At 60.5% G+C, this 26,262-nt stretch carries 25 protein-coding genes and 1 riboswitch; of the genes, 13 read left to right on the forward strand and 12 right to left on the reverse strand.

The window, feature by feature from the left end; all coding sequences use genetic code 11:
* Window positions 1-106, reverse strand: a riboswitch (cobalamin riboswitch). This riboswitch is flagged as partial in the annotation.
* A gap of 61 nt (window positions 107-167) precedes the next feature.
* The 5 genes from ACR0LX_RS18225 to ACR0LX_RS18245 are packed head-to-tail and all read right to left on the reverse strand — an operon-like array spanning window position 168 to window position 4,374.
* A complete protein-coding gene (locus ACR0LX_RS18225; RefSeq protein WP_480784942.1) occupies window positions 168-710 on the reverse strand; it encodes a DUF3833 domain-containing protein in 543 nt (180 codons plus the stop codon).
* A complete protein-coding gene (locus tag ACR0LX_RS18230; protein ID WP_480784943.1) occupies window positions 707-1,324 on the reverse strand; it encodes a DUF3833 domain-containing protein in 618 nt (205 codons plus the stop codon). Before ACR0LX_RS18230 ends, ACR0LX_RS18225 begins: the two co-directional genes overlap by 4 nt.
* The gene (locus ACR0LX_RS18235) at window positions 1,321-2,544 is read right to left on the reverse strand and encodes an MFS transporter (protein ID WP_480785016.1); all 1,224 of its coding nucleotides are present in this window, start codon (window positions 2,542-2,544) and stop codon (window positions 1,321-1,323) included. The genes ACR0LX_RS18230 and ACR0LX_RS18235 overlap by 4 nt, the downstream gene beginning before the upstream one ends.
* Window positions 2,544-3,089 carry a hypothetical protein gene (locus tag ACR0LX_RS18240; RefSeq protein ID WP_480784944.1) on the reverse strand — a complete coding sequence of 182 codons (546 nt, stop codon included), beginning with the start codon at window positions 3,087-3,089 and terminating at the stop codon, window positions 2,544-2,546. The genes ACR0LX_RS18235 and ACR0LX_RS18240 overlap by 1 nt, the downstream gene beginning before the upstream one ends.
* Window positions 3,043-4,374, reverse strand: coding sequence for an NAD(P)/FAD-dependent oxidoreductase (locus ACR0LX_RS18245; RefSeq protein ID WP_480784945.1), 1,332 nt, complete (start codon window positions 4,372-4,374; stop codon window positions 3,043-3,045). The genes ACR0LX_RS18240 and ACR0LX_RS18245 overlap by 47 nt, the downstream gene beginning before the upstream one ends.
* A gap of 194 nt (window positions 4,375-4,568) precedes the next feature.
* Here ACR0LX_RS18245 and ACR0LX_RS18250 point away from each other — a divergent pair, with 194 nt between their 5' ends.
* Window positions 4,569-5,294, forward strand: a complete 726-nt coding sequence (locus tag ACR0LX_RS18250) for an SDR family NAD(P)-dependent oxidoreductase (protein ID WP_480784946.1) — start codon at window positions 4,569-4,571, stop codon at window positions 5,292-5,294.
* Window positions 5,295-5,336: 42 nt separating this feature from the next.
* On the opposite strand, the gene ACR0LX_RS18255 is transcribed toward ACR0LX_RS18250, so the two are convergent.
* Window positions 5,337-5,624, reverse strand: a complete 288-nt coding sequence (locus ACR0LX_RS18255) for an I78 family peptidase inhibitor (protein ID WP_480578248.1) — start codon at window positions 5,622-5,624, stop codon at window positions 5,337-5,339.
* Between the two features lie 129 nt (window positions 5,625-5,753).
* Between ACR0LX_RS18255 and ACR0LX_RS18260 the strand changes: the two genes are divergently transcribed.
* Complete coding sequence (locus tag ACR0LX_RS18260) at window positions 5,754-6,866, forward strand: S-(hydroxymethyl)glutathione dehydrogenase/class III alcohol dehydrogenase (protein ID WP_480784947.1); 1,113 nt, start codon at window positions 5,754-5,756, stop codon at window positions 6,864-6,866.
* Window positions 6,867-6,926: 60 nt separating this feature from the next.
* Here the strand turns inward: ACR0LX_RS18260 and ACR0LX_RS18265 are convergent, their stop codons facing one another.
* Window positions 6,927-7,865 carry a DMT family transporter gene (locus ACR0LX_RS18265; protein ID WP_480578243.1) on the reverse strand — a complete coding sequence of 313 codons (939 nt, stop codon included), beginning with the start codon at window positions 7,863-7,865 and terminating at the stop codon, window positions 6,927-6,929.
* 152 nt (window positions 7,866-8,017) lie between these two features.
* A complete protein-coding gene (locus tag ACR0LX_RS18270; protein ID WP_480784948.1) occupies window positions 8,018-8,431 on the reverse strand; it encodes a group III truncated hemoglobin in 414 nt (137 codons plus the stop codon).
* 192 nt (window positions 8,432-8,623) lie between these two features.
* On the opposite strand from ACR0LX_RS18270, the gene ACR0LX_RS18275 reads away from it, so the two are divergent.
* Window positions 8,624-9,088, forward strand: coding sequence for a DUF1203 domain-containing protein (locus ACR0LX_RS18275; protein ID WP_480784949.1), 465 nt, complete (start codon window positions 8,624-8,626; stop codon window positions 9,086-9,088).
* Here ACR0LX_RS18275 and ACR0LX_RS18280 read toward each other — a convergent pair.
* Window positions 9,085-10,077: an ABC transporter ATP-binding protein gene (locus tag ACR0LX_RS18280; protein WP_480785017.1), complete on the reverse strand. Its 993-nt coding sequence runs from the start codon at window positions 10,075-10,077 to the stop codon at window positions 9,085-9,087. The two genes, ACR0LX_RS18275 and ACR0LX_RS18280, sit on opposite strands and share 4 nt — an antisense overlap.
* 87 nt (window positions 10,078-10,164) lie before the next feature.
* Here ACR0LX_RS18280 and ACR0LX_RS18285 point away from each other — a divergent pair, with 87 nt between their 5' ends.
* The 4 genes from ACR0LX_RS18285 to polA all read left to right on the forward strand — a co-directional run bounded on the left by ACR0LX_RS18285 (window position 10,165) and on the right by polA (window position 14,437).
* The gene (locus ACR0LX_RS18285; RefSeq protein ID WP_480578234.1) at window positions 10,165-10,341 is read left to right on the forward strand and encodes a zinc-finger domain-containing protein; all 177 of its coding nucleotides are present in this window, start codon (window positions 10,165-10,167) and stop codon (window positions 10,339-10,341) included.
* Window positions 10,342-11,025: a TIGR02117 family protein gene (locus tag ACR0LX_RS18290; RefSeq protein WP_480784950.1), complete on the forward strand. Its 684-nt coding sequence runs from the start codon at window positions 10,342-10,344 to the stop codon at window positions 11,023-11,025.
* A 63-nt stretch (window positions 11,026-11,088) separates the two neighbouring features.
* On the forward strand, window positions 11,089-11,571 hold the full coding sequence (locus ACR0LX_RS18295; protein WP_480784951.1) for a hypothetical protein: 483 nt from the start codon (window positions 11,089-11,091) through the stop codon (window positions 11,569-11,571).
* Between the two features lie 70 nt (window positions 11,572-11,641).
* Window positions 11,642-14,437: a DNA polymerase I gene (gene polA / locus ACR0LX_RS18300; RefSeq protein ID WP_480784952.1), complete on the forward strand. Its 2,796-nt coding sequence runs from the start codon at window positions 11,642-11,644 to the stop codon at window positions 14,435-14,437.
* Window positions 14,438-14,479: 42 nt separating this feature from the next.
* Here polA and ACR0LX_RS18305 read toward each other — a convergent pair whose 3' ends face one another.
* Both ACR0LX_RS18305 and ACR0LX_RS18310 read right to left on the reverse strand, forming a co-directional pair.
* A complete protein-coding gene (locus tag ACR0LX_RS18305; protein ID WP_480784953.1) occupies window positions 14,480-14,710 on the reverse strand; it encodes a DUF2798 domain-containing protein in 231 nt (76 codons plus the stop codon).
* Between the two features lie 70 nt (window positions 14,711-14,780).
* Complete coding sequence (locus tag ACR0LX_RS18310; protein ID WP_480785018.1) at window positions 14,781-15,539, reverse strand: hydroxypyruvate isomerase family protein; 759 nt, start codon at window positions 15,537-15,539, stop codon at window positions 14,781-14,783.
* Window positions 15,540-15,713: 174 nt separating this feature from the next.
* On the opposite strand from ACR0LX_RS18310, the gene ACR0LX_RS18315 reads away from it, so the two are divergent.
* Window positions 15,714-16,658, forward strand: a complete 945-nt coding sequence (locus tag ACR0LX_RS18315) for a DMT family transporter (protein ID WP_480784954.1) — start codon at window positions 15,714-15,716, stop codon at window positions 16,656-16,658.
* Here the strand turns inward: ACR0LX_RS18315 and ACR0LX_RS18320 are convergent.
* A complete protein-coding gene (locus ACR0LX_RS18320) occupies window positions 16,655-17,236 on the reverse strand; it encodes a DUF1285 domain-containing protein (RefSeq protein WP_480784955.1) in 582 nt (193 codons plus the stop codon). The two genes, ACR0LX_RS18315 and ACR0LX_RS18320, sit on opposite strands and share 4 nt — an antisense overlap.
* 64 nt (window positions 17,237-17,300) lie before the next feature.
* Between ACR0LX_RS18320 and ACR0LX_RS18325 the strand changes: the two genes are divergently transcribed.
* From ACR0LX_RS18325 to ACR0LX_RS18345, 5 genes are all read left to right on the forward strand, one after another.
* The gene (locus ACR0LX_RS18325; protein WP_480784956.1) at window positions 17,301-18,308 is read left to right on the forward strand and encodes an AAA family ATPase; all 1,008 of its coding nucleotides are present in this window, start codon (window positions 17,301-17,303) and stop codon (window positions 18,306-18,308) included.
* Window positions 18,305-19,180, forward strand: coding sequence for a DUF58 domain-containing protein (locus ACR0LX_RS18330; protein ID WP_480784957.1), 876 nt, complete (start codon window positions 18,305-18,307; stop codon window positions 19,178-19,180). The genes ACR0LX_RS18325 and ACR0LX_RS18330 overlap by 4 nt, the downstream gene beginning before the upstream one ends.
* A complete protein-coding gene (locus tag ACR0LX_RS18335; RefSeq protein WP_480784958.1) occupies window positions 19,177-21,939 on the forward strand; it encodes a DUF4159 domain-containing protein in 2,763 nt (920 codons plus the stop codon). The genes ACR0LX_RS18330 and ACR0LX_RS18335 overlap by 4 nt, the downstream gene beginning before the upstream one ends.
* Entirely contained in the window at window positions 21,936-23,978 is a 2,043-nt protein-coding gene (locus tag ACR0LX_RS18340; RefSeq protein WP_480784959.1) for a hypothetical protein, read from the forward strand. The genes ACR0LX_RS18335 and ACR0LX_RS18340 overlap by 4 nt, the downstream gene beginning before the upstream one ends.
* A gap of 66 nt (window positions 23,979-24,044) precedes the next feature.
* On the forward strand, window positions 24,045-26,243 hold the full coding sequence (locus ACR0LX_RS18345) for a response regulator (RefSeq protein WP_480784960.1): 2,199 nt from the start codon (window positions 24,045-24,047) through the stop codon (window positions 26,241-26,243).
* Window positions 26,244-26,262 lie beyond the last annotated feature (19 nt).

A 26,262-nucleotide genomic window follows, 5' to 3' on the forward strand; every position in this document is an offset into this window, starting at 1 on the left:
CGCTTACAGTTGCGGGGGCAGTCACGGATTTGACACTCGAGGTCGCACCGTATTCCCTTTTCATCCCTCGGACAAAACCGAAAGAACCATCGACGAATTGAGTGCCCGAGAATCTCAAATGCGTCAATACGCAATCTGGGCGTGGCCGGAATCGGTCTGATCAGGGGCTACTTCTTTTCGAAGTACAAAATGACTTCGCCCAGCCGAAACCCAAAGCGCGAGACATAAGCCCGGTTCAGCAATCGGTCATCGGACAGCAACCACATCCAGTCATCGAAATTGACGCGCATGGTGCCATCTTTGACGGGCAGGTCGATCTTGTATTTCCAGTTGAACGTATCACCGCGTTCGGTCCCGGTTGCGGCTCCCAACACGCCCGGAGCGGTGCCGATCCAGCTGTCTTCGCCGGTTTTGGTCAGGGTCCAGACACGTTGTTCGGTTGCGCCGTCATCATAGACAAAATCTTCGACCAACGTCAGGGTCTGGCCGTCCCAGGTACCGTCAATATCGACTCTAAACCTGCGGGGAACGTTGCCCAGAACATCCTGAAACTGGCCATAGGCGACCGTCTTACCCTCAAAGAACTCTTCAAGATTCAATTGCCGGTCCGACAGGAACGTCTTGGGGACGCGCGGTTTTGCAGAACAGGCGGCCAAAGCCGCCAGACCCGCGACAACGACAAGGCTGATCAGGACACGCCGGATCGTCATTGCAGCGCCCTTGGCACGGCGTCGGCGTCGTGGCCGTTGGCACCGTTCAGATGCATCGGTTTGATCTCGGGCGCCGGACGCATGGTGGCAACAAGCTCTGCGACTTTGATGCCGAACTTGCGCATCTCGGACCGGTTCATGATCGCGCCGTTTTCGGTCAGGTACATCCAGTCGGTCACGTTCAGCGTATGGCCACCGGCATCGTCGGGAAGGATGATTCGATAGGTCAGCTTGACGGTTGCGCCGGACATCACACCCTTGCCCTCGCCGACGATGTCATCTGCCGTGGCCGTAAACGTGTTGCCGGTGCCCAGCGTCAGATACCACTTTCGGGTCATCTGCTTGCCATTCGAATAGGTGAAATATTCCGCCAGCGTGCCCTTGTTCCCGTCCCATTCGCCGACCATCCGGGCGACGAAGCTGTTCGACATCTTGCCATTGGGGCCATAGATCAGCCCTTCGGACAGAATCTCTCCGTTCAGATGTTTCTTGAGAGAGAACGCAGGCCCGGTGCCGGAATAGTCAGTCGGCGCCTGCGCGCGGAAGCTCAGGTAACGACCCCGGGCAATTGCAAGCGCCAAAAGGGCAAGAAGGAGGATAGCAAGAAGGCTCATTTCGCGGTTACCTCGGTCGGTAGGGTCAGGACCATGCCAAGCGCGCCCAGTTTCAGGATGCAGGGCAGGACGGCATAGGCGAGGTTGAGTGTCTCGAGCGCCTGTGCCGAATTGGACTGACCGGGTGTGAAACCGCTGCGTTCCAGCAGCGGCAGAGTGAAAAAGGCAGCGAGCGCAAGGCCCAGCTTGCCAGCAAAGGACCAAATCCCAAATGCGGCTGATGCGTTCAGTCCCGCGCGGGTCAGGACAACCGAGAACATGGCGGGTAGCACCACCATATCGGCCCCCAGAGCCGCACCCGAGGCGAGGCAGATCAGGGCGAAGCCCAAAAGCTCTCCGGCGGGCAACATGGCGGCACCGATGAACCCCGCAATGGACAGCGGCATGGCGATGATCAGAGTCTGTTTCGGCCCAATTCGATTGCTTAGCCGCGCCCAGAACGGCACGCTGGCCCCGGCGCTGAGGAAGAACAGGATCAGCAGCGGGCCGGCCTTGCCCGGCAATTGCAGCCGATCTTCAACAAAGAACAGAAACAGGGTTGAGGTGATCGCGACCGGCAGGCTGTTTACCAGTGCTAGGGCTAAAAGGCGCAGTGCCCCGGCTTGCCCAAGGCCAGCAAAGGACAGGCCCTCGCCGGTGATCGGTGTGCGTCGCCAGATCGGGAAAGTCAGCACGATAGTCAGAATGGCCAAAACGCCCAGACAGATGCCAAATGCAGGATAGCCCTGCGCACGCGCCCCGAGCGCAACCAGCAGCGCCGGGGCGCTGGCGGCAAGGACCACACCGGTCAGTTGTCCGCCCTCGCGATAGGCGGCCAGTGTCATCAACTCTTTTGGCTCGGGCCGTTTGGCCAAAGTTGCGCTGCGGCCATACAGCAGGATGGTTCCAAGGCTGTAGGCAGAAAACAGCAGGATCAGGATCGCCACCAGAGACAAGATGCTTGCACCCTGAGGCAATGCGAACAGCAGCGGAAACCCGACCGCCAGCCCCAGCGCAGCCAACGTGGCAAAAAACACTTGCCCCCGCGGCCAGCGATCGATTGCCCACCCGATCAGCGGGTCTTGCACCAGATCGACAAGCCGGATCACCAGCAGCACGGTACCGATGACGCCGAGGCTGATACCCAGATTCACGGCCGCAAAACGCGGCAGGTGAATATAAAGCGGTATCCCCGCCGCCGCGAGCATCAGTGCATAGAGACTGACCCGGGGATACAGCATCACTGACCTTTCAGCTTTTGCGTAAAAGATGCGGATCGGGTGTTGCTGCCCAGAAAAATGGACATGAACGCCTGTTTGATACCGGGGTTGGACAGGGTGCAGGTTTTGCGCCCGTTGCGCCAGAACCCGACCTTGTTTGGCCCTTCCGATATGGCCAGATAGCTGTCGCCCTTGCTGACCGGCTGAAAACACTGTTCAAGCTGGGCTTGCGTCGGCGCGGTATTTCCCTGCCGCGCTATTTCATCAAGCGTTGATTCAACCAGCGCCTTTTGCTTCAGGTTTTTGCGATAAGTCAGCTGAATCCCGAAATCCTCGGACCAGCTGAATGGCGCACCGCCGGGCGTATAGAGCTTCGCGTCATAGATCGGCAGGCCCAGATACCGAAAGGTTGCGCTGCCGCGTAGCTGCGCATCATCCAATTCGTCCGAGAGCGGGGTGGCCGCAACCCCACCAGGGACCAGCAAAACCAGTAGGAAAAGGACGACGTGCCAGCTGCGCCTACTCGGCCGGAACAGCGATGGCGCGGTCTTTGCCAAGAGTGCCATTGTCAACTCCGGTACTGTGCGAGGTGCCGTTCAGCAGACCGACGACATGCATCGCGCTGGCAATCCCGTCTTCGTGAAATCCGTGCCGGTTGTAGGCCCCGGCAAACCAGGTTCGGTTCTGGCCCTGCATCGCGCGAATCTGTCCCTGCGCCTTCAGCGCGGCCTGATCAAAGACCGGGTGGGCGAATTCGACCTGATCATAGATTTTGTCGGCGGCAATGTCGGATGACGCGTTCAAGGTCACGAACAGAGGGTCACTGTCGGGGATATTCTGAAGGCGATTCATCCAATATGTGACCCCAACATTGCCCTTTTGCGACCGATAGGTCCAGCTGGACCAGCAAGCCCGCCGACGCGGCATCTGGTTCGGGTCGCAATGCAGGATGGCGGTGTTGGGCTGGTAGCGGATCGCGCCCAGCGCGTCGCGCTCGGCCACCGTTGCGTTGTTGCCGAGAATCGCCAGCGACTGATCGGAATGCGTCGCCAGAATGATCTCGTCAAATAAATCGGCGCGGCCCTGACTGCAGACGGTGACCCCCAGATCGTGCCGCTGCACCGTATCAACGGGCGCAGCCAACCGGATGTCGCATCCACGGCTTTTCAAGGCGGCCTCGATCCGGCGGACATACTCGATGCTGCCGCCCTTGACTGTGTACCACTGATGCTGGTTCGCACGACCGCTGGCCAAAAGGGCATGGTTGCGGAAGAACTGCACCAGCGATCGGGCCGGGAACTGGTCCACGAACTCGACCGGCGTTGACCAGATCGCACCGCACATCGGCATCAGATAGTTGTGACGGAACCAGTGGCCCAGACGCAGCTGGTCGACCAGCTCTCCGATCGTGGTGTCGTCATCCTTGGCGGCATCCGGGGCCTCTTTGCCGAACCGCAGGATGTCGGCGATCATCTTGTAGTAAGCGGGGCGCGCAAGGTTGCGTTTCTGCGCCGTCAGCGTTCGCAGGTTGTTCAACCCATATTCTATGCGGCCATTGTCGATAGTCGCGCCAAAGCTCATTTCGCTTTTGGTGACCGGAACGTCCAACGCGTCGAACAGCTTGGTCAGATACGGGTAGGTTGCATAGTTGAAAACGATAAACCCGGTATCGACCGGTTGGTCCCCATTCCTGCCCGCCATCACGGTGCGCGCGTGACCGCCGAGACGGGGTTCGGCCTCATAGACAGTGATATCGTGATTTTCGGATAGATAATACGCCGCCGACAGACCAGAAATACCTGCACCAACTACTGCGATTTTCTTGCGTACGCCCCGGGTTTCGTCGAACATTCAAGCCTCGTTATGTGACATTTTACAACAGGATACGCTGAGAGGGCCGAGTTGGATCAATCGTGTTAGAAATTTTTTCCGAATGCACTATGTTGTGACGTCGGGTCAACGGACGCGAGCGGTGTTGGCGCCGGGTGATCCGATGCGGGTTCGACGTCGTAAAAAGCTATGAATAAGGACTGGACCCGCCATCTATGAGCAGCTTTGACGGCAAAACCTATTGGATCATCGGCGCCAGCGAAGGTCTGGGCCGTGCGTTGGCCGAGGCCCTTGGCCATCAGGGCGCGCATCTGATCCTGTCGGCGCGAAACAGCGCGCGACTGGCCGAGATCTGCGCGACTTTGCCGAATGCGCGCGCGGTACGCTGCGATGTGACCGATCTGGACTCGGTCCGCGCGGCGGTGGCTGACGTGGGTCCGGTCGACGGCCTTGTCTACAACGCAGGCGCCTATGAACCCATGCGCGCGAGCGAATGGGCGACCGAAGCCGCCCTTGCCATGAGCGACGTCAACTATACCGGTGCCCTACGGGTTCTGGGCGAAACAGTCCCGGGATTTGTAAAGGCCGGGAGTGGGGACATCACGCTGATCGGATCGCTGGCGGGCTATCACGGGTTGCCCGCGGCCATCGGGTACGGGGCCAGCAAGGCAGCACTGATTTCTCTGGCGGAAACCATGCGGCATGATCTGGCGGGTACGGGCGTGACGGTTCGCATCGTCAATCCGGGCTTTATCAAGACCCGTCTGACCGAGAAGAACAATTTCAGGATGCCCATGCTTATGTCACCGGAGGACGCGGCAAAGCATGTGGTCAGGGCGATGTCCCGTCGCCGTTTTCGAACCGATTTCCCGGCCCCGTTTTCCTGGCTGCTGCGTTTGATCGACTATCTGCCCGACATATTGGTCTATCGCGGAAAGTAGACTCTAGTCAGTTGAAATGTCCCCGAACGGCTGCCGGCGTGCCTATCCGCAGGTCAAGCGTTGAATGATCCCGGCACCGTTCACATAAACGTTCAGACGATCAATTCGGTAGTCTTGCGTGGCAATGTCATCGGGGCCCAGCACGCGGGACCGTTCAGGCAGATCAGCCTGAATGGTCGAGACCGGCTGGCCCACGGACCCGGCAAACGGCTCGCCTTTGCAAAAGGCCAGATCCACTGCCGCATTCTCGGGCGCAGAGGCTTCGTCCAAAGGAATGCTGGTGTCTGCACAGGCCGCCAAGAGGACCAGAATCGGGATAAATCGGTGCATTGGCGTTCCTCATTCTGACAATGTCGTTTCTGCAATATCAATTATTTAGCGAGCCTGCCATGAAAGCACAGTTGAAAACACCCTGTATTTGACGCAGGGTCGGGGAAAAGTGACAGGGAGATGTGAGCCATGCGTACCCGTGCCGCCGTCGCCGTTCAGGCGGGCAAACCTTTGGAAGTGATGGAAGTGAACCTCGAAGGCCCCAAGGCGGGCGAGGTTCTGGTCGAGATCAAGGCCACCGGCATCTGCCATACCGACGAATTCACCCTTTCGGGTGCCGACCCTGAGGGCCTGTTTCCTGCAATTCTGGGCCATGAAGGTGCGGGCGTTGTGGTCGAGGTCGGCCCTGGTGTGACCAGCGTGAAGCCGGGCGATCACGTGATCCCGCTTTACACCCCGGAATGTCGCGAGTGTGAATACTGCCTGCACCCCAAGACCAACCTGTGTCAGGCGATCCGGACCACGCAGGGGCAGGGGCTGATGCCCGACGGAACGTCTCGGTTCTCGACTCTGGATGGCGACCCGATCCTGCACTACATGGGCTGCTCGACGTTCTCGAACCACACGGTCCTGCCCGAGATTGCGCTGGCCAAGGTCCGCGAGGACGCGCCCTTCGACAAGATCTGTTATATCGGCTGCGGCGTCACCACCGGCATCGGCGCAGTGATCAACACCGCCAAAGTCGAGATCGGCAGCCGTGCCATCGTGTTTGGTTTGGGCGGCATCGGTCTGAACGTGATTCAAGGGCTGCGCTTGGCCGGAGCAGACCAGATCGTTGGTGTTGATTTGAACCCATCCAAGGTCAACATGGCGACGGCTTTTGGCATGACCGATTTCGTGAACCCGACTGAGGTTGAAGGCGATCTGGTTCCCTACCTGGTCGACCTGACCAAGGGCGGCGCGGATTATACCTTTGATGCCACCGGCAATGTCGGCGTTATGCGCGACGCGCTTGAATCGGCGCATAAGGGATGGGGTGAATCAATCATCATCGGCGTGGCACCTGCAGGGGCCGAAATCTCGACCCGCCCGTTCCAACTGGTCACCGGCCGATCCTGGCGCGGCACTGCATTCGGCGGCGCGCGCGGCCGCACGGATGTGCCCAAGATCGTTGACTGGTACATGGAGGGCAAGATCGAGATCGATCCGATGATCACCCATACCATGGGCCTGAACGATATCAACGAAGGCTTCGACCTGATGCACCGGGGCGAGAGCATTCGGTCTGTGGTTGTCTACTAAGACCCGATACAGACGAAAATCACTAGCGGCGCGCAAACTGCGCGCCGTTTTTCTTTGGTGCTACTCCCCCGGTCGCGACGCCCCGGTATCTGTTCGGGGCGATCGTACCCGCAGAACCGGCGTGTTGGCCGAGGTGGTGTTCGACCGGCTTTCGCGCCAGACCACAAAGACGCCCGAAGCAATGATCACACTGGCCCCGACCGCGACCCAGGCGTCGGGGTGTTCGCCAAAGAACACCATGCCGAACAAAGTGGCCCAGATGATCTGGCTATACTGGCTGGGCGCAATGACACCGGCGGGCGCGGCGCGGTAGGCCATAATGATCAGGTGTTGCGCGATCACCGAAAACACCCCGACCAGCGCCATCATGCCCAGATGCAGCAGCGAAGGCGGCTGATACACGGCGGGTTGCGCCACGCTCATGACCAAGATGGCCAGTAGCATGGGGTAGAGGATCAGCACGGCCGAGCGTTCCTCGTTCCCGATCTTACGCACCAGCACCGACGCAAACGCGCTGCAAAACGCGGCTGTCAGAGCCGCAATATGGCCCAGCGTGATGTCGGTCGCGCCTGGCCGTAGAACAATCAGCACGCCAATCAGGCCAACGCCGACCGCAGCCCAGCGTTGGGCGCGAACGACCTCTCCCAGTATCGGGATCGACAGTACGGTGACGATCAACGGGAACGAGAACAGCAGAGAATAAACCTCGGCCAGCGGCAAGACCGAGAAGGCATAGAAAGCGCAGGACATCGCTGCGATCATCAGGCCGGATCGCAGCAGGACCAGCCAGGGATGGTGAGGCAGGAAGTTACCGGTCTTGCGATCGGTCAGGATCGTGACCGCCATGGGCACAAAGGAAAACAGTGTCGCAAAAAAGATGATCTGCAATACCGAGTAGGTTCCGCCCAGCACTTTGATCAGGACATCATGGGTTGCGAACACGGCAAAGCCCAGAAACGCAAAGCCAAGTCCCCGAAGGGTGGTGTTTTGAGTGCTCATCGCTGTGGCCTCGGAACATGTATCGGTGTGCTGGCGCTTTGCCATGGCAGCGCGGGTTTCGTTCGGCTGACGTGCCTTTGAGTAAACCCATTTTGAGGGCGCGAATAGCCCCTATTTTACCGCTAACATGTCAAACCTGCCATGATCCAGGGTCATCGCAGGATCGGTGGCGCGTCCTTGGGCTGACGCGCGGATTGCACACCCGCCTTCATGCCAACGCCGATGCGCCGGGCCAGCGCGACCCAGGGAACAGCAGTCTCGGGCGGCAACGTTTGTGTGGCCACCTCTTCGAACAGATCAAGCCAGTGGGCAAAGAACTCGGGCCGGACGTCAGGCCGTTCGATATGGACCCGCTGCGGATTGCCGTCATAGCCGCGCTCGAACAGAATGGCATTGCGCCAAAAGGCGGCAATCTTCTCCTCATGCACTGGCCAGTCGTTGACGTGCTTCGCGAATACCGGGCCCAGCACCGCGTCCTGCCGCACACGGGCGTAAAAGGCGCGAACCTGTGCGTTGATCTGCGCTGGCGTGGCTGGAAAGCGAGGGGGCAGGGCGGGTCTTGTCATCGAGGCCTCGGTGGTTGGCTGTGTTCAAGGCCAATATCCGGTTGAGCCTTTCGGTGATAGGCGGGGATTTGTCGCGTTTCATCGTGCCGAGCCTTCTTGTTCCAGGTTCAGCTTTGCTCTGATCTTATTGCGCAGGATACGGGTCGCCTAAAGAAATTTGTACGGGCAGGGTCGAGGAAAAGGAGACCCGATATGATCAAGATTACAGCATTGCACACAGCCGAAGTTCGCGCCCTTCAGGCCGGTGGCCCGGATGCATACGGTGCCTGTCCGGAACGCGCCGTTTCAACCGGTGCCGGCAACCCCTGCCGCCATTGCTTGCAGAACATCCCCGACGGGGAAGAGATGCTTATTTTGGCGCATCGCCCTTTCTTAGAGACACATCCCTATGCTGAAACCGGCCCGATCTTTCTGTGCGCCAAACCATGTGAAAGGTATGACGGCGCGGAATTGCCTGAGGTTTTGACCACCTCGCCGGACTATCTGATCAAGGGCTATGGCACGGATGACAGGATTGTTTATGGCACCGGGGCAATCACGCCGGCGGACGCGATTGCCTCACGGGTCGCCGAGATATTTGCCCGCCCGGATATCGCCTATATCCACGTCCGGTCGGCGCGCAACAATTGCTATCAGACGCGGATCGACCGGGTCTAAAGCTTGACCCGATGTATGCCCCGGCGCGGTAGATCGTGATCGTCTACCAGTGGGTCATCTGCGCGTTGCGACGTCAGCGCCAGGAACACATCTTCAAGGTCGGCCTCTTCGGTCCGTACATCGCGAATGCGAATGCCGACCGCGCGCACCGATTCCAGGACCTGCTCGGCGCTGGTTAGGGTGCCATGATAGCGCAGAACAAGATTGCCGTCGTCGCGCAGATCTGCCTCGACGCCCTGGGCGGTAGGCATCTCTGTGACCGGACTGTCCGGAACAATCACCATGGTGCGGCTGTCCATGCGGCCCAACAGGTTGGCGGTACTGTCTTGCGCGATCTTTTCGCCATGGTTGATGATGGCGATTTCGTCGCACATCTCTTGTGCTTCTTCCAAATAGTGCGTGGTCAGGATGATGGTCATGCCCTGTTGGTTCAGCTTGCGCACATTGGCCCAGAGCATCTGCCGCAATTCGATATCCACACCTGCCGTGGGCTCGTCCAGCACCAGAATCTTGGGGTGATGCACCAGCGCCTTGGCCAACAGCAAGCGCCGCCGCATGCCGCCCGACAAGGTGCGCGCATATGCTTCGGCCTTGTCGGTTAGACCAACCAGTTCGAGGATATCGTCGCTGCGGCGCTGTGCCTTGGGCACCCCGTAAAGGCCCGCCTGCACCTCTAGCGCGCCGCGCGGGGTAAAGAACGGGTCCAGATTCAGCTCTTGTGGCATCACGCCAATGGCAGCGCGAGACCGGCGCGGGTGCTGATCCTGATCGAAGCCCCAGATCGACACGTGACCAGAAGACTTTACCACCAGACCGGCCAGAATGTTGATCAGAGTCGATTTACCGGCCCCGTTCGGCCCCAGTAACCCAAAGACCGAGCCGCGCGGAATCGTCAGGTCGATACCCTTCAACGCCTGCTTCTCGGGCTGGCCCTTGCTGCCGCGATAGGTCTTGCGCAGCCCTTCGATCCAGATTGCCGCATCGCTCATCCGAGACTTGCCCCTTGTTTGCGCATCGCTCATAAACGCACCTAATACATGCCCGCGAGGCCGACAACCGCAGAAGGATCGCCAGCCGTGACCATCGAAGCGCCGGAAACCAAAGTCGTCGAAACCGCCCGTGTTGCCTGTGATGGCGGTGAAGGCGCATTGGGTCATCCCCGCGTCTGGTTGCAGATCCCCGAAGATACCGGCTGGGTCGAGTGCCCCTATTGCGACTGCAAATACGTGCTGAAAGGGCGCGAGGCCGGTTAAATGCGCAAAGCGGGGCTGCGCGTTGCCCTGTGTGTGTTTGCCCCAATAGGTGCTTACGTTTTGGCCGCAGTGCTTGGTGCGGTCATCCCCGGCAACGGGTCCAGAGCAACCGGAACCGACCGGGTTGAGGTTTTGCTCGTTCGTGGCCCCATCCACTATGATTTTCTCATTCCGCTGACCCCTGCCTCGCGAAACCGTTTTGACGATCTGCGGCGCGCTGGGGTGCCGGTCGACCAGCCCCGGATGCAATGGGTGATGGTCGGGTGGGGTGCGCGCGAATTCTACACGACTGCCGGCACCTATGCCGACGTGACCATCACGGCGGTTCTGAAAGGATTGACCGGAGATCAATCGGTTCTGCGAGTTGACGCGTTCGGCCCCCTGCGGCCTGACCTCGACTTGCCGCGCATCGAAATGACCGAGGCGCAATTCGCCCGGTTTCTGGAGGCGGTCGATGCCAGTTTCGCCCGGTCGGATCAGGGGGATCTGCTGCCGTTGCCGGTCGCAGGGTTTTCCGCAACCGATCGGTTTTTTGCCGCCAATGGACGTTTCGATCTGTTTCGCACCTGCAATGTCTGGATCGGGCAGGTTCTGCGCGATGCCGATATCCGGTTCGGACTTTGGGTTCCTTTGCCGTTTTCGGTCACGCTGTCGCGGTGGCTCTACCAGCCCGCAACAGGGTAGACCTGCCTCAGTCTTGCCGCGATTTGGTGCTAGGCCCCGGCTGAAACCGAATGAGTGTGCACGATGACTGACGCAAGAACCAATAACGGTAACAGCCCCGTCTTCGGCTGGTTTGGGTTCGTGGTTGCAGCGGCTTCGCTGATGGCGGCGTTGTTCGTGTTCTGGGCCGGACCCTTTGCGCCACAGCAATCTGCGGGCGTGTCGCTGGGAGAGCTTGCTGCCGAGATCGGCAAGTCCACTTTGCGCGCCGCCGCTGGGCTTGAGCAACCTGACCCGGTTGCACCCGTACGTGATCTTGACGACTACCTGCGCATCGGCGTGGCCATGCTGGCCGGTGTGGCGATCATACTGTCCGCGATCGGTCTGCTGCGGCATGAAAGGATGCGCCCCGCCATCGCCGGCATCGTGATCGGGGCCGGGGCTATATTGTTCCAGTTCTTTGCCATGGCGTTTTTTGCGTTGCTGGGCGTATTGGTCATCATGGCCCTGCTGAACAGCTTTTCGGGTTTCTTCACCGAGACTTTCTCGGGCCTCTTTGGCGGCTAGTCCACGTTCTTGACTGGCCACCCGTCCGACCCTGTGGCAGAACCATCCCTGACCGACAGGGAGAACGCGCATGAGCAGTTTCGGAAAAGGGTGTCATCTGCATCTGATCGATGGATCGGCCTTTATCTTTCGGGCCTATCACGCGCTGCCACCTCTGACGCGAAAATCCGACGGGCTGCCGATCGGGGCGGTGTCGGGCTTTTGCAACATGCTGCAAAAATACGTCGAAGGGAACGAAGGGCCAGACGCGCCGACCCATGTAGCGGTGATCTTCGACAAGGGCTCGCACACGTTCCGCAACGACCTCTATGATCTCTACAAGGCCAATCGTGAGGCGATGCCAGAGGATTTGCGTCCGCAGATGCCGCTGACCCGCGAGGCAACGAAAGCGTTCAACATCGCCTGCAAAGAGCTTGAAGGGTATGAAGCCGACGACATCATCGCCACGCTGGCCGTGCAGGCGCGCGAAGCGGGCGGGCGTGTGACCATCGTCAGCTCTGACAAGGACCTAATGCAGTTGGTCGGCGACGGGGTCGAGATGCTGGATGCGATGAAGAACAAGCGCATCGACCGCGATGGTGTGTTCGATAAATTCGGAGTGGGCCCGGAACGTGTGGTCGATGTGCAGGCGCTGGCCGGGGACAGTGTCGATAACGTGCCAGGCGCGCCGGGGATTGGGGTCAAGACCGCGGCCCTTCTGATCAATGAATACGGCGATCTGGAAACGTTGCTGGACCGTGCCGAAGAGATCAAGCAGCCCAAGCGCCGCCAGACGCTGATCGAAAAGCGCGACCAGATCGAACTGTCGAAAAAGCTGGTGCAGCTGGACGAAAATACACCGCTGGATTTCACGCTGGACGATCTGGAGGTGAAAGACCCTGAGCCGGATACATTGATGGGCTTTCTGGCCGAGATGGAATTCCGAACACTCACCAAGCGCATTGCCGACAAGCTGGGCGTTGACTCGCCTGTCATCCCCGAAGCGCCCGCTGCTCAGGCAGAACCCGAAGCCGAGGCCATTCCATTTGATGCTTCGAAATATGAATGCGTTCGGGATGCGGAGGCGCTGCAAAAGTGGATCGATCAGGCGTATGAACGGGGTTGGGTCGCCGTGGATACCGAAACCACCGGGTTGAATGAGATGATCGCTGATCTGGTTGGCATATCACTGTGCGTTGAGCCGGGCGAGGCGTGTTACATCCCGCTGATTCATCGTGAAAGCGCAACGGATGATCTGTTCGGAACCGATGCGCTGGCCGAGGGGCAGATGCCACTGGAACAGGCTCTGGACCTGTTAAGACCGATGTTTGAGGATCCGTCGATCCTCAAGATCGGGCAGAACATGAAATACGATGCCAAGATATTTGCCCGCTACGGAGTAGAGATCGCGCCCATCGATGACACGATGCTGATGTCTTATGCGATGCATGGCGGCGAGCATGGGCATGGCATGGATACCCTCTCCGAGCGGTATCTGAGCCACACGCCGATCCCGATCAAACCGTTGCTGGGTTCGGGCAAGTCGGCGATCACCTTCGACAAGGTTCCGATTGACGAGGCGACCGCTTATGCGGCCGAGGACGCGGATATCACGCTGCGCCTGTGGCAACTGTTCAAGCCGCAACTGCATCAGGTTCAGGTGACAACGGTTTATGAAACGCTTGAACGTCCGTTGGTGCCCGTTCTCAAAGAAATGGAGATGCACGGCATCAAGGTCGACCGTGATGTCCTCAGCCGGATGTCGAACGCGTTCGCGCAGAAAATGGCCGGGTTAGAGACTGAAATCCACGAACTGGCGGGTGAGAATTTCAATGTAGGATCGCCCGCGCAGCTGGGCGAGATCCTGTTCGACAAGATGGGGCTTGAAGGCGGCAAGAAGGGCAAGACCGGGAAATACTCGACTGGCGCGGATATTCTGGAAGACCTTGCAACCGAACACGAACTGCCCCGCCGGGTGCTGGACTGGCGGCAGTTGTCGAAATTGAAATCGACCTACACGGACGCGCTGCAGACGCATATCAACCCCGACACGGGCCGGGTTCATACGTCTTATGCGATCACCGGTGCGAACACTGGGCGCTTGGCCTCGACCGATCCGAATCTGCAGAACATCCCGGTGCGAACCGAGGAAGGCCGCCGCATTCGCGAGGCGTTCATCGCCGAACCGGGCAATGTACTTGTCAGCCTCGATTACAGCCAGATCGAGCTGCGCATTCTCGCGCATATCGCGGATATTTCGGCTCTGAAGCAGGCATTTTCCGATGGTCTGGACATTCATGCCATGACCGCATCCGAAATGTTTGACGTGCCGCTGGACGAGATGACGCCTGATATCCGCCGTCAGGCCAAGGCGATCAACTTTGGTGTGATCTACGGCATCTCGGGCTTTGGTCTGGCGCGCAACCTGCGCATTCCACGGGCCGAAGCGCAGGGGTTCATCGACCGTTATTTCGAGCGTTTTCCGGGCATTCGCCGATACATGGATGATACCGTCGCCTTTGCCAAAGAGCATGGCTATGTGCAGACGCTGTTTGGACGCAAAATCCATACGCCCGAGATCAATGCCAAGGGGCCGCATGCAGGCTTTTCGCGCCGGGCCGCGATCAACGCTCCGATTCAAGGAGCCGCGGCGGATGTGATCCGGCGCGCGATGGTACGGATGCCGGATGCCATCGAGGGGTTGCCCGCAAAGATGCTGTTGCAGGTTCATGACGAATTGCTGTTCGAAGTCGCCGAGGACGCGGTGGATCAGATCATCGATGTGGCACGTGATGTCATGGAAGGTGCGTCCGACCCGGCCGTAAAGCTGGATGTGAAGCTGAGCGTGGATGCGGGGCAGGGTGCCAATTGGGCCGAGGCGCACTAGCGGCGCTGCTCATCAGGCCCGCCGGGCCCTCTTCGCAGCGGGTCAGTCCTGTGGCCTGACCAGACGCCCGACCAGCCGTTTCACCGCCGGGCCGCAGGTCAGCAGGACCACAAAGGCGATCGGCCAGCAAAACACCCAGGACGCCATCCAGTCCGCTAGCGTCGACGCGCCCAATCCAACCGCTTTCAGCGTTGCGATCCCGGTGACGATGCAGGACATCAAGCCGGACATGATCAGGCCGAACAGGGCTTGGGCGTAGCGGTTGGGTATCATCCTTGGAATCCTTGCGGTCTCGTTGCGTCCATGTGCGGGAATTTGGCGCGTTTTTCCAGTAAGGATACTGTTACCGCCGTGCGTACCAGTCCAGCGAGGCGGTGGTTTGCGGGGTCGAAGGTGTGTATTCGGCGCTGACCCAACCGGCATAGCCGCTTTCATCCATGGCCTGAAACAGTTGCGCAAAATTGGTTCGTCCACGACCGGGTTCGGACCTGTCGGGCGCTGATCCAATCTGCGCATGCACAACTCTCGAACGATATTGATCCCATATCCGCTGCGCGTCGCCATGGATCATTTCTGCGTGAAAACTGTCATATTGCAGCCCGACATTGGGCCGATCGACCCGGTCCAGAACTTCCGCCGCCAGTTCGTAATCGTTCAGAAAGTAATCGGGCTGTGACACCGGGTTGAGCGGTTCGATCGTAAAACGCCGGGCAGGAGCGTGATCAGCGGCCCATTGCAGGTTTCGCACAAAGCAGTCGAAGGCGTCAGGTCCCGACGCCTTGCCCGACATGACGTGGATCAGACCGGGCCGCAGGACCTGCGCGTATCGCAGGACGCGGCGGATATCGGTCTGAAACCGCGCCTCGCCCCCCGGCACCGCGGCAAACCCGGGCTCTCCGCCGGTATAATTGGGGGGCGGTGCGTTGATCAGAACCAGGTCCAACCCGTTGGCCAACAGGGCGCGGCGGGTTTCTTTCGCGGCAAGGTCATAGGGGAACAGAATCTCGACCGCGTCAAAGCCCGCCTGCGCAGCGGCGGCGAACCGGTCGAGGTAAGGTAGCTCGGCAAAAAGCAACGAGATATTTGCGGCAAATCTGGGCATGCGGGGCTTTCGTGATCCGTGGCCCGAGCTTAGCCGCAGGCCGTTTTGTGCAAAAGAGACAGAAAACGACAGATTGTCGAAAATCGACCAGATCGGTAGATCGCAATCGGCGAAGGTGCTGGAAATGCGGCGAATCATTTTTTGTGCGCCGTTTCAGCAGAAGGTCTGACTTCGATGGCGATGAGCCCTGACCCCGTTCGCGGGACCACAATCGGTATGTCTGGTGGACGCAGTTCCGCCTTGACCGGCAACGGGCTGGCGGTTGCCTCGATGTTGACTTGGGCAGCGGGTTTTCCGGCGGCAGAGATCCTGTTGCAAACCTGGCCTCCGGTGGCATTGCTGCTGGCGCGGTTGGCGCTGTTTGTGGTTGTCATGGTCCCAATCTGGTTTTTGATCGATGGCCCGCGCCGCATTCTGTCCGCGCGTTGGGGGCACGCGCTGAAAGTGGGCGGCTTTGGCATGGGTCTGGGCATGCTTTTGCTGATTGTGGCCCAAAAGCTGACCGATCCCGTGACCGTCGCGATTATCGCATCCTGCGCACCGCTGGTGGCGACATTGCTGGAACTTGCCGCAGGCACGCGGCGCTTGCGTTGGAACTTTGCGCTGGGCGTTCTTGTGTCGATTGTCGGAGGCGTGATCGCCACCAGCGCGCTGGCGCCGGCCCAGTTGGGGCTGGGTGCGCTGTGCGTGGTCGCCTCGACAGCGCTGTTTTGCTGGGCCAGCATGGCGACGGCCCGCGATTTTCCTGAACTCAGCGTGATCGGACGGACCACGATTACCTTCACCGGAGGACTGGTGATGGCTGCGGTGCTGGTCTTTTTGTCGGCGCAGCTGGGCATTGATGTCATGCCCGCGACGGCCTTTGATGCCCAGCAGGCCGGTATGCTGGCAATCTATGCACTGGTTGCCATGGGTTTCAGCCAGATTCTGTTCATTTCATCCGTGGGTCGGTTGGGTGTGGCGCTGACCTCATTTCACATCAACATCGCGCCATTCTACGTGATGGTCATCATGGTTGTGTTGGGTGAAGACTGGAACTGGACCCGCGCCGTGGGGGCAGGCATCGTTGCATTTGCCGTTGTTCTGGCGCAAGAGCGCCCGGCGCGGAAGGTGGCCTAGTCGCCCTGCATCTGGTCCGAAGCAATCAGGCGAAAAAATACGCCACCCGACCAGATACCGAACCAGCCGTCATGATGCGTCCCCGCCTCCACAAGTCGGTAAGATGTCTTGCGATCCAGGCGTGCCTCAAGGTTTGCGCGAACCAGAATGTAGGTCGACGGCTCTTCTGTTTCCGGATCGATGACAATCCGTAAAGGGTGGTCCGGCCCCGCGAGTGCTGTATCGCCCACTTGCGTGGTGAATGTCAGCATCTGCCTGTCTCCGGTTCCTGCCTGATCAAAGTCGACGGCCACAAAAGGCGCGTCTTCGACGGTGATTCCCACCTTCTCAACCGGGGTGACCAGAAAGTATTTCCCGCCTTCTTTCTTAAGAATTGAGGAAAATAGCTTTACCAACTCGAACCGGGTGATCGGCGACCCTAAATAAGACCAGCGACCATCTTTTGCGATCTTGATGTCCAGATCGCCGCAAAACGGGGGATTCCATTGGTCAACAGGCGGTAAACCGGTCGTTTTGGCCGCGTTGAGCGATGCCGCCAGCCCGTCAGGCGAGGGTTTCACAGGGATTTGTCCGCTCATTGCTTTTGCCATTTCCTGTCAGCGCGATACACTTCAACCATAACAGTCCACGGAAGGGAACCTCATGTCCGAACCAGCCGAGCTTGTCGCCGAGATCGAGGCGCTGGAAAACAAGCTTCAAGAGGCAAAATCCTCGATCACGCGCCGCTTTATCGGACAAGAGAGGGTCGTGGACCTGACGCTGACCGCATTGTTGTGCGGTGGACATGCGCTGTTGATCGGTCTGCCGGGTTTGGGCAAGACGCGACTGGTCGAGACATTGTCGACCGTGATGGGGCTGCATGGCAATCGCATCCAGTTCACGCCGGATCTGATGCCCGCTGATATTTTGGGGTCCGAAGTGCTGGATACCGCTGATGACGGCAGCCGCCATTTCCGCTTTATCTCCGGTCCGATTTTCTGCGAGTTGCTGATGGCGGATGAGATCAACCGCGCAAGCCCGCGTACGCAATCGGCGCTGCTGCAGGCGATGCAGGAACGCACGATCACCGTTGCGGGCGAAGACCGTTCGCTGGGGATTCCGTTCCACGTTCTGGCAACGCAGAACCCCATCGAACAGGAAGGAACCTATCCGCTGCCCGAAGCGCAGTTGGACCGTTTCCTTGTGCAGATCGATGTCGAATACCCCGATCGCCAGACCGAGCGCGATATTCTGCTGGCCACCACAGGTGTTGAAGAGGACGAGGCGCATCAGATTTTCACCAAAGACGAATTGCTGGCGGCACAGGTCCTGCTGCGCCGCATGCCGGTGGGTGAATCGGTTGTCGAACTGATCCTCGATCTGGTCCGCGCCTTCCGCCCGGATGAGCCCGGCGCGTCCGAGCGGGTTGCCGAAACCGTGGCCTGGGGCCCGGGTCCGCGCGCGGCGCAGGCGTTGATGATGACGGTCAGGGCGCGGGCGATGCTGCAGGGGCGTCTGGCCCCCAATGCCGAGGATGTCCTGGATATGGCCCGTCCCGTTCTCAGCCACAGGATGGCGTTGAACTTTGCCGCACGGGCGCGGGGCGACAGCCTGTCTGAACTCATCGACTCCACAGCTGCCGGGCTGGTCCGGACCGAGGCCGCGGCGTGAATGCCGCGCTGACCCTTCGCGAAAGGTCCGAGGCCGAGGCATCCCGGCTACCGCCGCTCTTGGCGCGGGCCGAGCATCTGGCAGGGACTGTCTTGCTGGGCGATCACGGTCGCCGTCGCGCCGGGTTGGGCGATGATTTCTGGCAATACCGCCCGGCTCAGATCGGCGACAGTCGCCGTTTGATCGATCACCGTCGGTCGGCGCGCGGAGATCAGCAATTTGTGCGCGAACGCGAATGGCAGATCGCGCAATCCATCATGCTGTGGGTCGACCAAGGGGCCTCGATGCGGTTTGCGTCGGAAAAGTCCTTGCCGACCAAGGCGGACCGGGCGCGCCTGCTTGGCCTGTCGACCGCGATCCTGCTGGTGCGCGGCGGCGAGCGCGTCGGCCTGACCGGAACAACCTTGCCGCCGCGCCGCGGAAACGCGCAGATCGTGCGTCTGGCTGACGCGTGGTCCGAGGATTCCGAGGCCGATTACGCGCCGCCCGAGCACAAGGCAATGATCCCGCATTCCCGCGCTGTTTTCATATCGGACTTTCTGGGACCGCTGGACGAGGTTGAACTGGCGCTGACCAAGGCAGCCGACCGCGGCGTGCGTGGCGTGCTGCTTCAAGTGCTGGACCCCAGCGAAGAAGCCTTTCCCTATCGCGGACGCACCATATTCGAAAGCGTCGGCGGCACCGCCCGTCATGAAACGCTGAAGGCCGGGGATCTGCGTGACCGCTATCTGGACCGCCTTGCCCGGCGCAAGGACGCGCTGACCTCGCTTTGCCGTGCGACCGGTTGGCAAATGGGCCTGCACCACACAGTTGAAAGCCCACAGAACGCGCTGTTGTGGCTCTACCGGGCGTTGGACGGGGGAACGCGATGACGGTTCTTGCGGGCATCGGCTTTACCGCGCCCTGGGTGCTGCTGGGTCTTCTGACCCTGCCCGTCCTGTGGTTGATCCTGCGCGCGGTCCCGCCTGCGCCGATCCGACGGTTGTTCCCGGCAGTGACGCTGCTGTTGGGACTGAAAGACGACGAAAGCGTCTCGGACCGGACGCCGTGGTGGCTGCTGTTGCTGCGGATGCTGGCGGCGGCGGCGATCATCATCGGGTTGGCCGGGCCGGTCCTGAACCCGTCACGCGATCAGACCGGATCCGGACCGTTGTTGCTGGTGCTGGATGCCAGCTGGGCGGGCGCGACCCGCTGGCCAACCGTTCTGGACCAGATCGACGCGCAACTGACCGAGGCTGGCCGCGCGGGCCGCCCGGTTTCGATCCTGCGCCTGACCGAACCCGAGGCCCCGATCTTTCAGGCCGCCGAAGCCTGGCGCGGGCGATTGCCAGGTCTGACACCGCAAGCGTGGCAACCGACCCAAGCGCAGGTTGCACAGTCAATTCAGGCTCTAAATCAGGTCGAAGGCGGCTTTGACACCCATTGGTTCAGCGACCGATTGAACTATCCCGGCCATGATCAGGTGCTTGCGGCGTTGCAAGCGCGCGGCGATGTGACGGTTTATCGGGCGGCGGCTTCGGTGACGGCGCTCTTGCCCGCAGCTTATCAGGACGGTGTCATTCAATTGAGCGCAACGCGGGCCGAACCCGGCCCTGCTGCGGGCGTCACCGTCCTGGCACAGGGCCGCGACCCTGCGGGCACGATGAGAGTGCTGCAATCGGTCGAAATGGCATTCGAAGACGGCGCGACACAGGCGCAAATTGATCTGGCGCTGCCCTCGGAACTGCGTGCCCGGATCACCCGGTTCGAGATACAGGGACAGCGATCCGCCGGGGCAATCACGTTGACCGATGACAGTCTGCGCCGACGCGAGGTGGCGCTGATTGCCGGAACGCTCAATCGCGAAGGGTTGGAACTGCTATCGCCGCTGCACTACCTGACCCAGGTTCTGAGCCCGACCGCAGATTTTGTGGATGGTGGGCTGCTGGAAGTTCTGCCCGCGAACCCGGATGTGATCGTACTGGCCGATGTGGCAACGCTGGCCGACAGCGAAGAGGCCGCATTGGTCGAATGGGTCGAACAGGGCGGGTTGTTACTGCGTTTTGCCGGCCCCCGTATGGCCGCCAGCGATCTTGGTCGTGACGAAGAGGACATACTGCTGCCCGTGCGCCTGCGCAGCGGTGGTCGGTCGGTTGGCGGCGCCATGAGCTGGGGCGAGGCCAAGGGGCTGGCCCCCTTCACCGAGACCTCGCCGTTCTTTGGGCTGCAAATCCCGGCGGATGTAAGCGTGACAACGCAAGTCATGGCGCAACCGGATCCGGATCTGGCGGATCGGGTGATCGCCTCGCTTTCGGACGGCACGCCGCTCGTTACGCGCAAGGCCCTTGGGCTGGGGCAGGTTGTGTTGTTCCATGTGACAGCCGATGCAGAATGGTCCAGCCTTCCGCTGTCAGGGCTGTTCGTTGAGATGCTGGATCGTCTTGCAGTCGCCTCGGCGGCGAAATCACGACAGCAAGAGCAATTGCAAGGCACCACGTGGGAGCCGATACAGATTCTGGACGGGTTCGGAACCCTGTCTGATGCGGGCAGCCTGCCCGGCGTTGACGGTGCGCAATTGATCGGCGGAGAAATTGGGCCCGAACTGCGCCCCGGGTTGTACGAAAGCGGCAAGGAAAAGCTGGCCCTGAACGTCTTGTCCGAAGGGGCGGTGCTGAACCCTGCGGTCTGGCCGCCTGGCGTGCCGATCAAAGGGCAGGAGGTCAGCACAGAAACTCCGATTGGCGGACTGTTGTTGAGCCTTGCGCTGATCTTGTTGACGGTGGATGTACTCGCTTCGCTTGCCTTGTCAGGTCGGCTTGGCATGGTGCGGGCGGCAGCGGTTGCGCTGGGCGCGTTGCTGATTGTGCCAGAGGCACGGGCGCAGAACGCTGACGACATCGACTTTGCCTTGAACGCCACGCATGAGTTGGTTCTGACCCATGTTCTGACCGGCAATCGCGAGGTCGACGATATCGCGCTGGCCGGGATGCGCGGACTGGCGCAGACGTTGCACTTCCGGACCTCGGTGGAACCCGCCGACCCAATTGGCGTGGACCTGGAACGGGATGAGCTTGCCTTTTTCCCGCTGCTCTATTGGCCGATCACACCGGATCAGCCGCAGCCGTCGGTCGAAGCCTATGCCAAGCTCAATACCTATCTGCGCTCGGGCGGCATGATCCTGTTCGATACGCGCGACGCCGATATCGCCGAATTTGGTGCATCGAGCCCCAATGGCCGCAAATTGCAGCAACTCGCAGCGCCCCTGAATATCCCCTCGTTAGAGCCTGTTCCGAATGACCACGTGCTGACCCGGGCATTCTATCTGCTACAGGATTTCCCGGGCCGCTATGCTGGCGCAGGCGTCTGGGTGGAATCCGCGCCGCTGGATGCGGAACAGATCGAAGGGATGCCGTTCCGCAATCTCAACGACAACGTCACGCCTGTCGTCATTGGTGGCAATGACTGGGCTGGAGCCTGGGCGGTTGACCGCAACGGACAGGCGTTGTTGCCGGTTGGGCGCGGCTATGCGGGCGAACGGCAGCGCGAGCTTGCCAACCGATTTGGCGTAAATCTGGTGATGCACGTCCTGACCGGGAACTATAAGTCCGATCAGGTCCACGTGCCCGCCCTTCTGGACAGGCTGGGACAATGACAGGAACCGTCATCTTCGATCCACTGGTCCCCTGGCCGCTGTTGCTGGCTGTTGCCGCGCTTGCGGTCAGCGGCGTGGTCTTGGCGTTGTGGCGCGGCTTGTCGGGTTGGGCCTTGCGCGGGCTTGCGGCCCTGGTGGTGCTCGCCGCGCTGTCCGGTCCGGTCTATCAGGTCGAGGATCGCGCCCCGCTGACCGATATCGTCCTGATGATCGAGGATCAAAGCGCCAGCCAAACCCTGTCGGACCGTGCCGAGCAGACTCGGCAGACTGCCGATGATCTGGCCGCCCGGATCGAGGCGCGCGACAACACCGAACTGCGCCGTATCCAGGTGGGTGATGGTGACGGAGACGAAGGTACACAGGTGATGGTGGCGGTGAACGAGGCGCTGGCCGAAGAGCCACGCGCCCGGATCGCCGGTATTCTGGTGATCTCGGACGGGTTGGTGCACGACGTTGATCAGGCCCCGGATCTGCCTGCGCCGATGCATCTGTTGCAGACCGGCCGGGCCGAGGACTGGGATCGCAGGCTGATCGTCCGCAACGCCCCGGCCTTTGCCATTATTGGCGAACCGATCACGCTGACCTTGCGGGTGGAAGACAGCGGTGCGGCCCCGGTTGGGGCAGCCAACGCACCGCTGGAGATATCGGTGGACGGGGCCGCGCCCGAACGGTTCACGATCCCCATCGGAGTGGATGTCGAACTGCCGGTCGTGTTGCCCCATGGCGGGCGCAATGTCATCCAGTTCTCGGTCCCGCAGGCCGAGGGAGAGCTGACCGACCGCAACAATACGGCTCTGATCCAGATGAACGGCGTGCGCGACCGTCTGCGCGTGCTGCTGGTCTCGGGTGAGCCGCATCCGGGTGGCCGCACATGGCGCAACCTGCTGAAATCCGACAGTTCCGTTGATCTGGTGCATTTCACCATCCTGCGCCCCCCCGAGAAACAGGATGGGGTGCCGGTGGACGAATTGTCGCTTATTGCCTTCCCGACGCGCGAGCTGTTTCTGGAAAAGATCAACGATTTCGACCTGATCATCTTTGACCGCTACAAGCGACGAGGCATTCTGCCCGCGATCTACCTGGACAACGTCACCAACTACATCAACGACGGCGGTGCTGTGCTGGTCGCGGCCGGACCGGACTTTGCCACCGCCGACAGCATTTTTCGGTCGCCGCTGGCTTCGATGCTGCCTGCGCAGCCCACCGCGCGCGTGATCGAAGAGCGGTTTGTGCCTATGGTGACCGATCTGGGTCACAGGCACCCGGTTTCCACTGATCTGGGCACGTCCGAAGACTGGGGCGCATGGTTGCGGCAGATCGATGTCAAACACCGCTCGGGCGAGGTATTGATGACCGGTGTCGATGAGCGTCCGCTATTGGTTCTGGACCGCGTGGGCGAAGGGCGTGTGGCACTGTTGGCCTCGGATCATGCCTGGCTGTGGAGCCGTGGATTTGAAGGCGGTGGCCCCCAGTTGGAGTTGCTGCGCCGATTGGCTCATTGGATGATGAAGGAACCCGAGCTGGAAGAAGAGGCACTGTGGGCCGAGGCCAACGGTCAATCCATGCGCATCATCCGTCAGACACTGGGTGATGAGGTCGGGCCGGTGACCGTGACGCGCCCCAACGGTGAAACGCTTGATGTCGAGCTGCGCGAGGTTTCTCCGGGTCGGTTCGAGGCTTTGTATGTGGGACCCGAAATCGGTCTCTATCGCTTGCAAGAAGGTGATCATTCCGCAGTGATCGGCTTGGGTCCCGCCGCCCCGAAAGAGTTCGAGCGGACCATTGCAACGGACGAGATTCTGAACCCGGTGCTGTCCGGTCTGCGCGGCGGCGCGATCCGCGTCGAAGAGGGCCTGCCCGCCTTGCGCAATGTGCGTGCCGGGCGTCCTGCAGCAGGGCGCGGGTGGATCGGGTTGACCCCGCGCGATGCCTATGAAACCCGCGATGTCACACAAGCGGGACTGTTGCCGCCATGGCTGGCGCTGCTGCTGGCCGGTGGCTTCTTGGTCGCGGGTTGGCTGCGCGAGGGACGCCGATAAGCGCTTAAGCACTTTTTCACGCTCTGTCGGGATGCTGGGTCCAGTTTGTTCTGGGACCCGTGATTGATGAGCATTGCAGAAAAACTAGCCCAGGAGCGGCGCGCGCGCCTTGCCGCCGAACGGCTGTTGCAGTTGAAACAGGCCGAGTTGTCGGCAGCGAACCAGAAACTCGGTCGCCACGCCATTGCGCTGACCCGCCAGATCGGAGAGACGCAGGCCGAAGTGGAAACCGTGCGTGGCGAGAACGAAAAGGTCAAATCCGACCTGACCGTCGCCAACGCCAAGATCGAGGTTGCCGAACGCCGCCTGTGGCATTCGATCCAGACCATTCAGGACGGGTTCGCCTTTTTTGATGGCGACAGCAACCTGATCAGCGCCAACGCTGCGTATCTCAGCGTGTTTGAGGGGTTGGACGAGGTCGCGCCCGGCATTTCCTACCACCGCATTCTGGAAATCCTGACCGCAGAAGGGATCGTCGATATCGGAGACGACTCCTGTGCCGATTGGCAGAACAGGATGCGGCTGCGATGGGATCGCCCGAATCCGGACCCGGTCGTCATACAGCTGTGGAATGGTCAGTACATCCGTCTGATCGATCAGCGCGGGCCCGACGGTGATGTGGTCAGCCTGGCGCTGAACATCACATCTTCGGTTCGGCACGAGGCCGAGCTGCGCGCCGCGCGTGAACGGGCCGAGGCAGCCAATCGCGCCAAATCCGCTTTTCTGGCGAATATGAGCCATGAAATACGCACTCCGATGAACGGGATCGTCGGCATGACCGAACTGCTGACGGAAACGCCGCTGGACGATGAACAACGACTTTATGTCAACACGATCCGCAACTCGGGCGAGGCGCTGTTGGTCATTATCAACGACGTTCTGGACTATTCCAAGATCGAGGCCGACAAGCTGGCGCTGCACCCTGAACAGTTCGATCTGGAGCGCTGCATTCTTGAAGTTGCCATGCTGTTGCAACCCAGCGTCCGCGACAAGGGGCTGACTCTGCTGGTGGACTACGACCTGTTCCTGCCGACCCTGTTTGTCGGCGACCCCGGCAGGGTGCGTCAGATTCTGACCAACCTGGTGGGCAATGCGGTCAAATTCACCTCGGATGGTCACGTGCTGATCCGCGTTACGGGTGTTCCCAACTCCGACAGGCAAAGCTGCGACATCCATGTCGCCATCGAAGATAGCGGTATCGGGATCGACGCAGATAAGATTTCGCATATTTTTGGCGAGTTCAATCAGGTCGAGGATGAACGCAACCGCCAATTCGAGGGCACCGGGCTTGGGCTGGCGATCACCAAACGACTGATCACAATGATGGACGGTACTGTTTGGGTGGAAAGCGAGCCTGGGACCGGGTCCTGTTTTGGCTTCCGCATCACGCTTCCAACTGCCGAGGGTCCACAGCCTGTGCCGCCAAACCTGACCGACCGGCTGCGCAACGTGGTGGTGGTCGAGGATCTGGAAGTGAACCGCGCGATCCTGACCAAGCAATTACGACGGCTGGGTTCACAGGTGACGGTTTGCGAGTCCGGCCGGGCAGCGCTTGATGAGATCAACCAAAGCATTGATCTTGTGCTATGCGATCAGGATCTGCCGGACATGGACGGGCTGGAACTGGCCAAAACCTTGCGAGAGAGGGGCTGGGGCGATCTGTCAATTGTTGTCATGTCGGCCAACCCCGGCCTGCTGCACGCAGACCCGGCCCATGATCTGATTGACTGGGTGTTGCAGAAACCAATTCCCAGATCCGAGCTTTACGCGCGGTTGCTGGACCTTGGTGTGACGCAACGCCCGGAACCCTCGGCGGATTTGGGCGCGGAAAAGCCTGTTGACGTGGCCCATAGGCAAATGCGCGTTTTGGCAGCCGAGGACAACCGAACCAACCAGCTGATCCTCAGGAAGATGACCAAGGACCTGAATATTGACCTCCGGTTTGCGAGCAACGGGATCGAGGCGGTCTCGGCCTATTCCGAATTCGAACCAGATTTGATTTTCATGGATATCTCGATGCCGAAAATGGACGGCAAACAGGCGACCGGAGAAATTCGACGGCTCGAGCTCGGCACGGGCCGGAGTGTTCCCATCGTCGCCCTGACTGCGCACGCCATGGCAGGGGATGATCAGGGTATTCTGGCCGCCGGTCTGGATCACTATTTGACCAAGCCGCTGCACAAGACGCTGATCCACCAGATGATCCGGGACCATCAGCCCCGGGATGCCGCCGCTGTGGTTGCCGACGCACCTTCGGACGACTAGGCGAAGTCGCGTTCAAAAC

The organism is Ruegeria sp. CH11, from assembly GCF_056537105.1.

What these genes read in the sequence shown, in the direction of transcription:
- ACR0LX_RS18345 (WP_480784960.1), top strand. Translation starts at nt 24,045, where the DNA reads ATGAGCATTGCAGAAAAACTAGCCCAGGAGCGGCGCGCGCGCCTTGCC.
- ACR0LX_RS18255 (WP_480578248.1), bottom strand. Translation starts at nt 5,624, where the DNA reads ATGCACCGATTTATCCCGATTCTGGTCCTCTTGGCGGCCTGTGCAGAC.
- ACR0LX_RS18275 (WP_480784949.1), top strand. Translation starts at nt 8,624, where the DNA reads ATGATCAAGATTACAGCATTGCACACAGCCGAAGTTCGCGCCCTTCAG.
- ACR0LX_RS18245 (WP_480784945.1), bottom strand. Translation starts at nt 4,374, where the DNA reads ATGTTCGACGAAACCCGGGGCGTACGCAAGAAAATCGCAGTAGTTGGT.
- ACR0LX_RS18240 (WP_480784944.1), bottom strand. Translation starts at nt 3,089, where the DNA reads ATGGCACTCTTGGCAAAGACCGCGCCATCGCTGTTCCGGCCGAGTAGG.
- ACR0LX_RS18290 (WP_480784950.1), top strand. Translation starts at nt 10,342, where the DNA reads ATGCGCAAAGCGGGGCTGCGCGTTGCCCTGTGTGTGTTTGCCCCAATA.
- ACR0LX_RS18340 (WP_480784959.1), top strand. Translation starts at nt 21,936, where the DNA reads ATGACAGGAACCGTCATCTTCGATCCACTGGTCCCCTGGCCGCTGTTG.
- ACR0LX_RS18295 (WP_480784951.1), top strand. Translation starts at nt 11,089, where the DNA reads ATGACTGACGCAAGAACCAATAACGGTAACAGCCCCGTCTTCGGCTGG.
- ACR0LX_RS18250 (WP_480784946.1), top strand. Translation starts at nt 4,569, where the DNA reads ATGAGCAGCTTTGACGGCAAAACCTATTGGATCATCGGCGCCAGCGAA.
- ACR0LX_RS18305 (WP_480784953.1), bottom strand. Translation starts at nt 14,710, where the DNA reads ATGATACCCAACCGCTACGCCCAAGCCCTGTTCGGCCTGATCATGTCC.
- ACR0LX_RS18260 (WP_480784947.1), top strand. Translation starts at nt 5,754, where the DNA reads ATGCGTACCCGTGCCGCCGTCGCCGTTCAGGCGGGCAAACCTTTGGAA.
- ACR0LX_RS18230 (WP_480784943.1), bottom strand. Translation starts at nt 1,324, where the DNA reads ATGAGCCTTCTTGCTATCCTCCTTCTTGCCCTTTTGGCGCTTGCAATT.
- ACR0LX_RS18265 (WP_480578243.1), bottom strand. Translation starts at nt 7,865, where the DNA reads ATGAGCACTCAAAACACCACCCTTCGGGGACTTGGCTTTGCGTTTCTG.
- ACR0LX_RS18225 (WP_480784942.1), bottom strand. Translation starts at nt 710, where the DNA reads ATGACGATCCGGCGTGTCCTGATCAGCCTTGTCGTTGTCGCGGGTCTG.
- ACR0LX_RS18270 (WP_480784948.1), bottom strand. Translation starts at nt 8,431, where the DNA reads ATGACAAGACCCGCCCTGCCCCCTCGCTTTCCAGCCACGCCAGCGCAG.
- ACR0LX_RS18310 (WP_480785018.1), bottom strand. Translation starts at nt 15,539, where the DNA reads ATGCCCAGATTTGCCGCAAATATCTCGTTGCTTTTTGCCGAGCTACCT.
- ACR0LX_RS18315 (WP_480784954.1), top strand. Translation starts at nt 15,714, where the DNA reads ATGGCGATGAGCCCTGACCCCGTTCGCGGGACCACAATCGGTATGTCT.
- ACR0LX_RS18320 (WP_480784955.1), bottom strand. Translation starts at nt 17,236, where the DNA reads ATGAGCGGACAAATCCCTGTGAAACCCTCGCCTGACGGGCTGGCGGCA.
- ACR0LX_RS18325 (WP_480784956.1), top strand. Translation starts at nt 17,301, where the DNA reads ATGTCCGAACCAGCCGAGCTTGTCGCCGAGATCGAGGCGCTGGAAAAC.
- ACR0LX_RS18335 (WP_480784958.1), top strand. Translation starts at nt 19,177, where the DNA reads ATGACGGTTCTTGCGGGCATCGGCTTTACCGCGCCCTGGGTGCTGCTG.
- ACR0LX_RS18235 (WP_480785016.1), bottom strand. Translation starts at nt 2,544, where the DNA reads ATGCTGTATCCCCGGGTCAGTCTCTATGCACTGATGCTCGCGGCGGCG.
- polA (WP_480784952.1), top strand. Translation starts at nt 11,642, where the DNA reads ATGAGCAGTTTCGGAAAAGGGTGTCATCTGCATCTGATCGATGGATCG.
- ACR0LX_RS18280 (WP_480785017.1), bottom strand. Translation starts at nt 10,077, where the DNA reads ATGAGCGATGCGGCAATCTGGATCGAAGGGCTGCGCAAGACCTATCGC.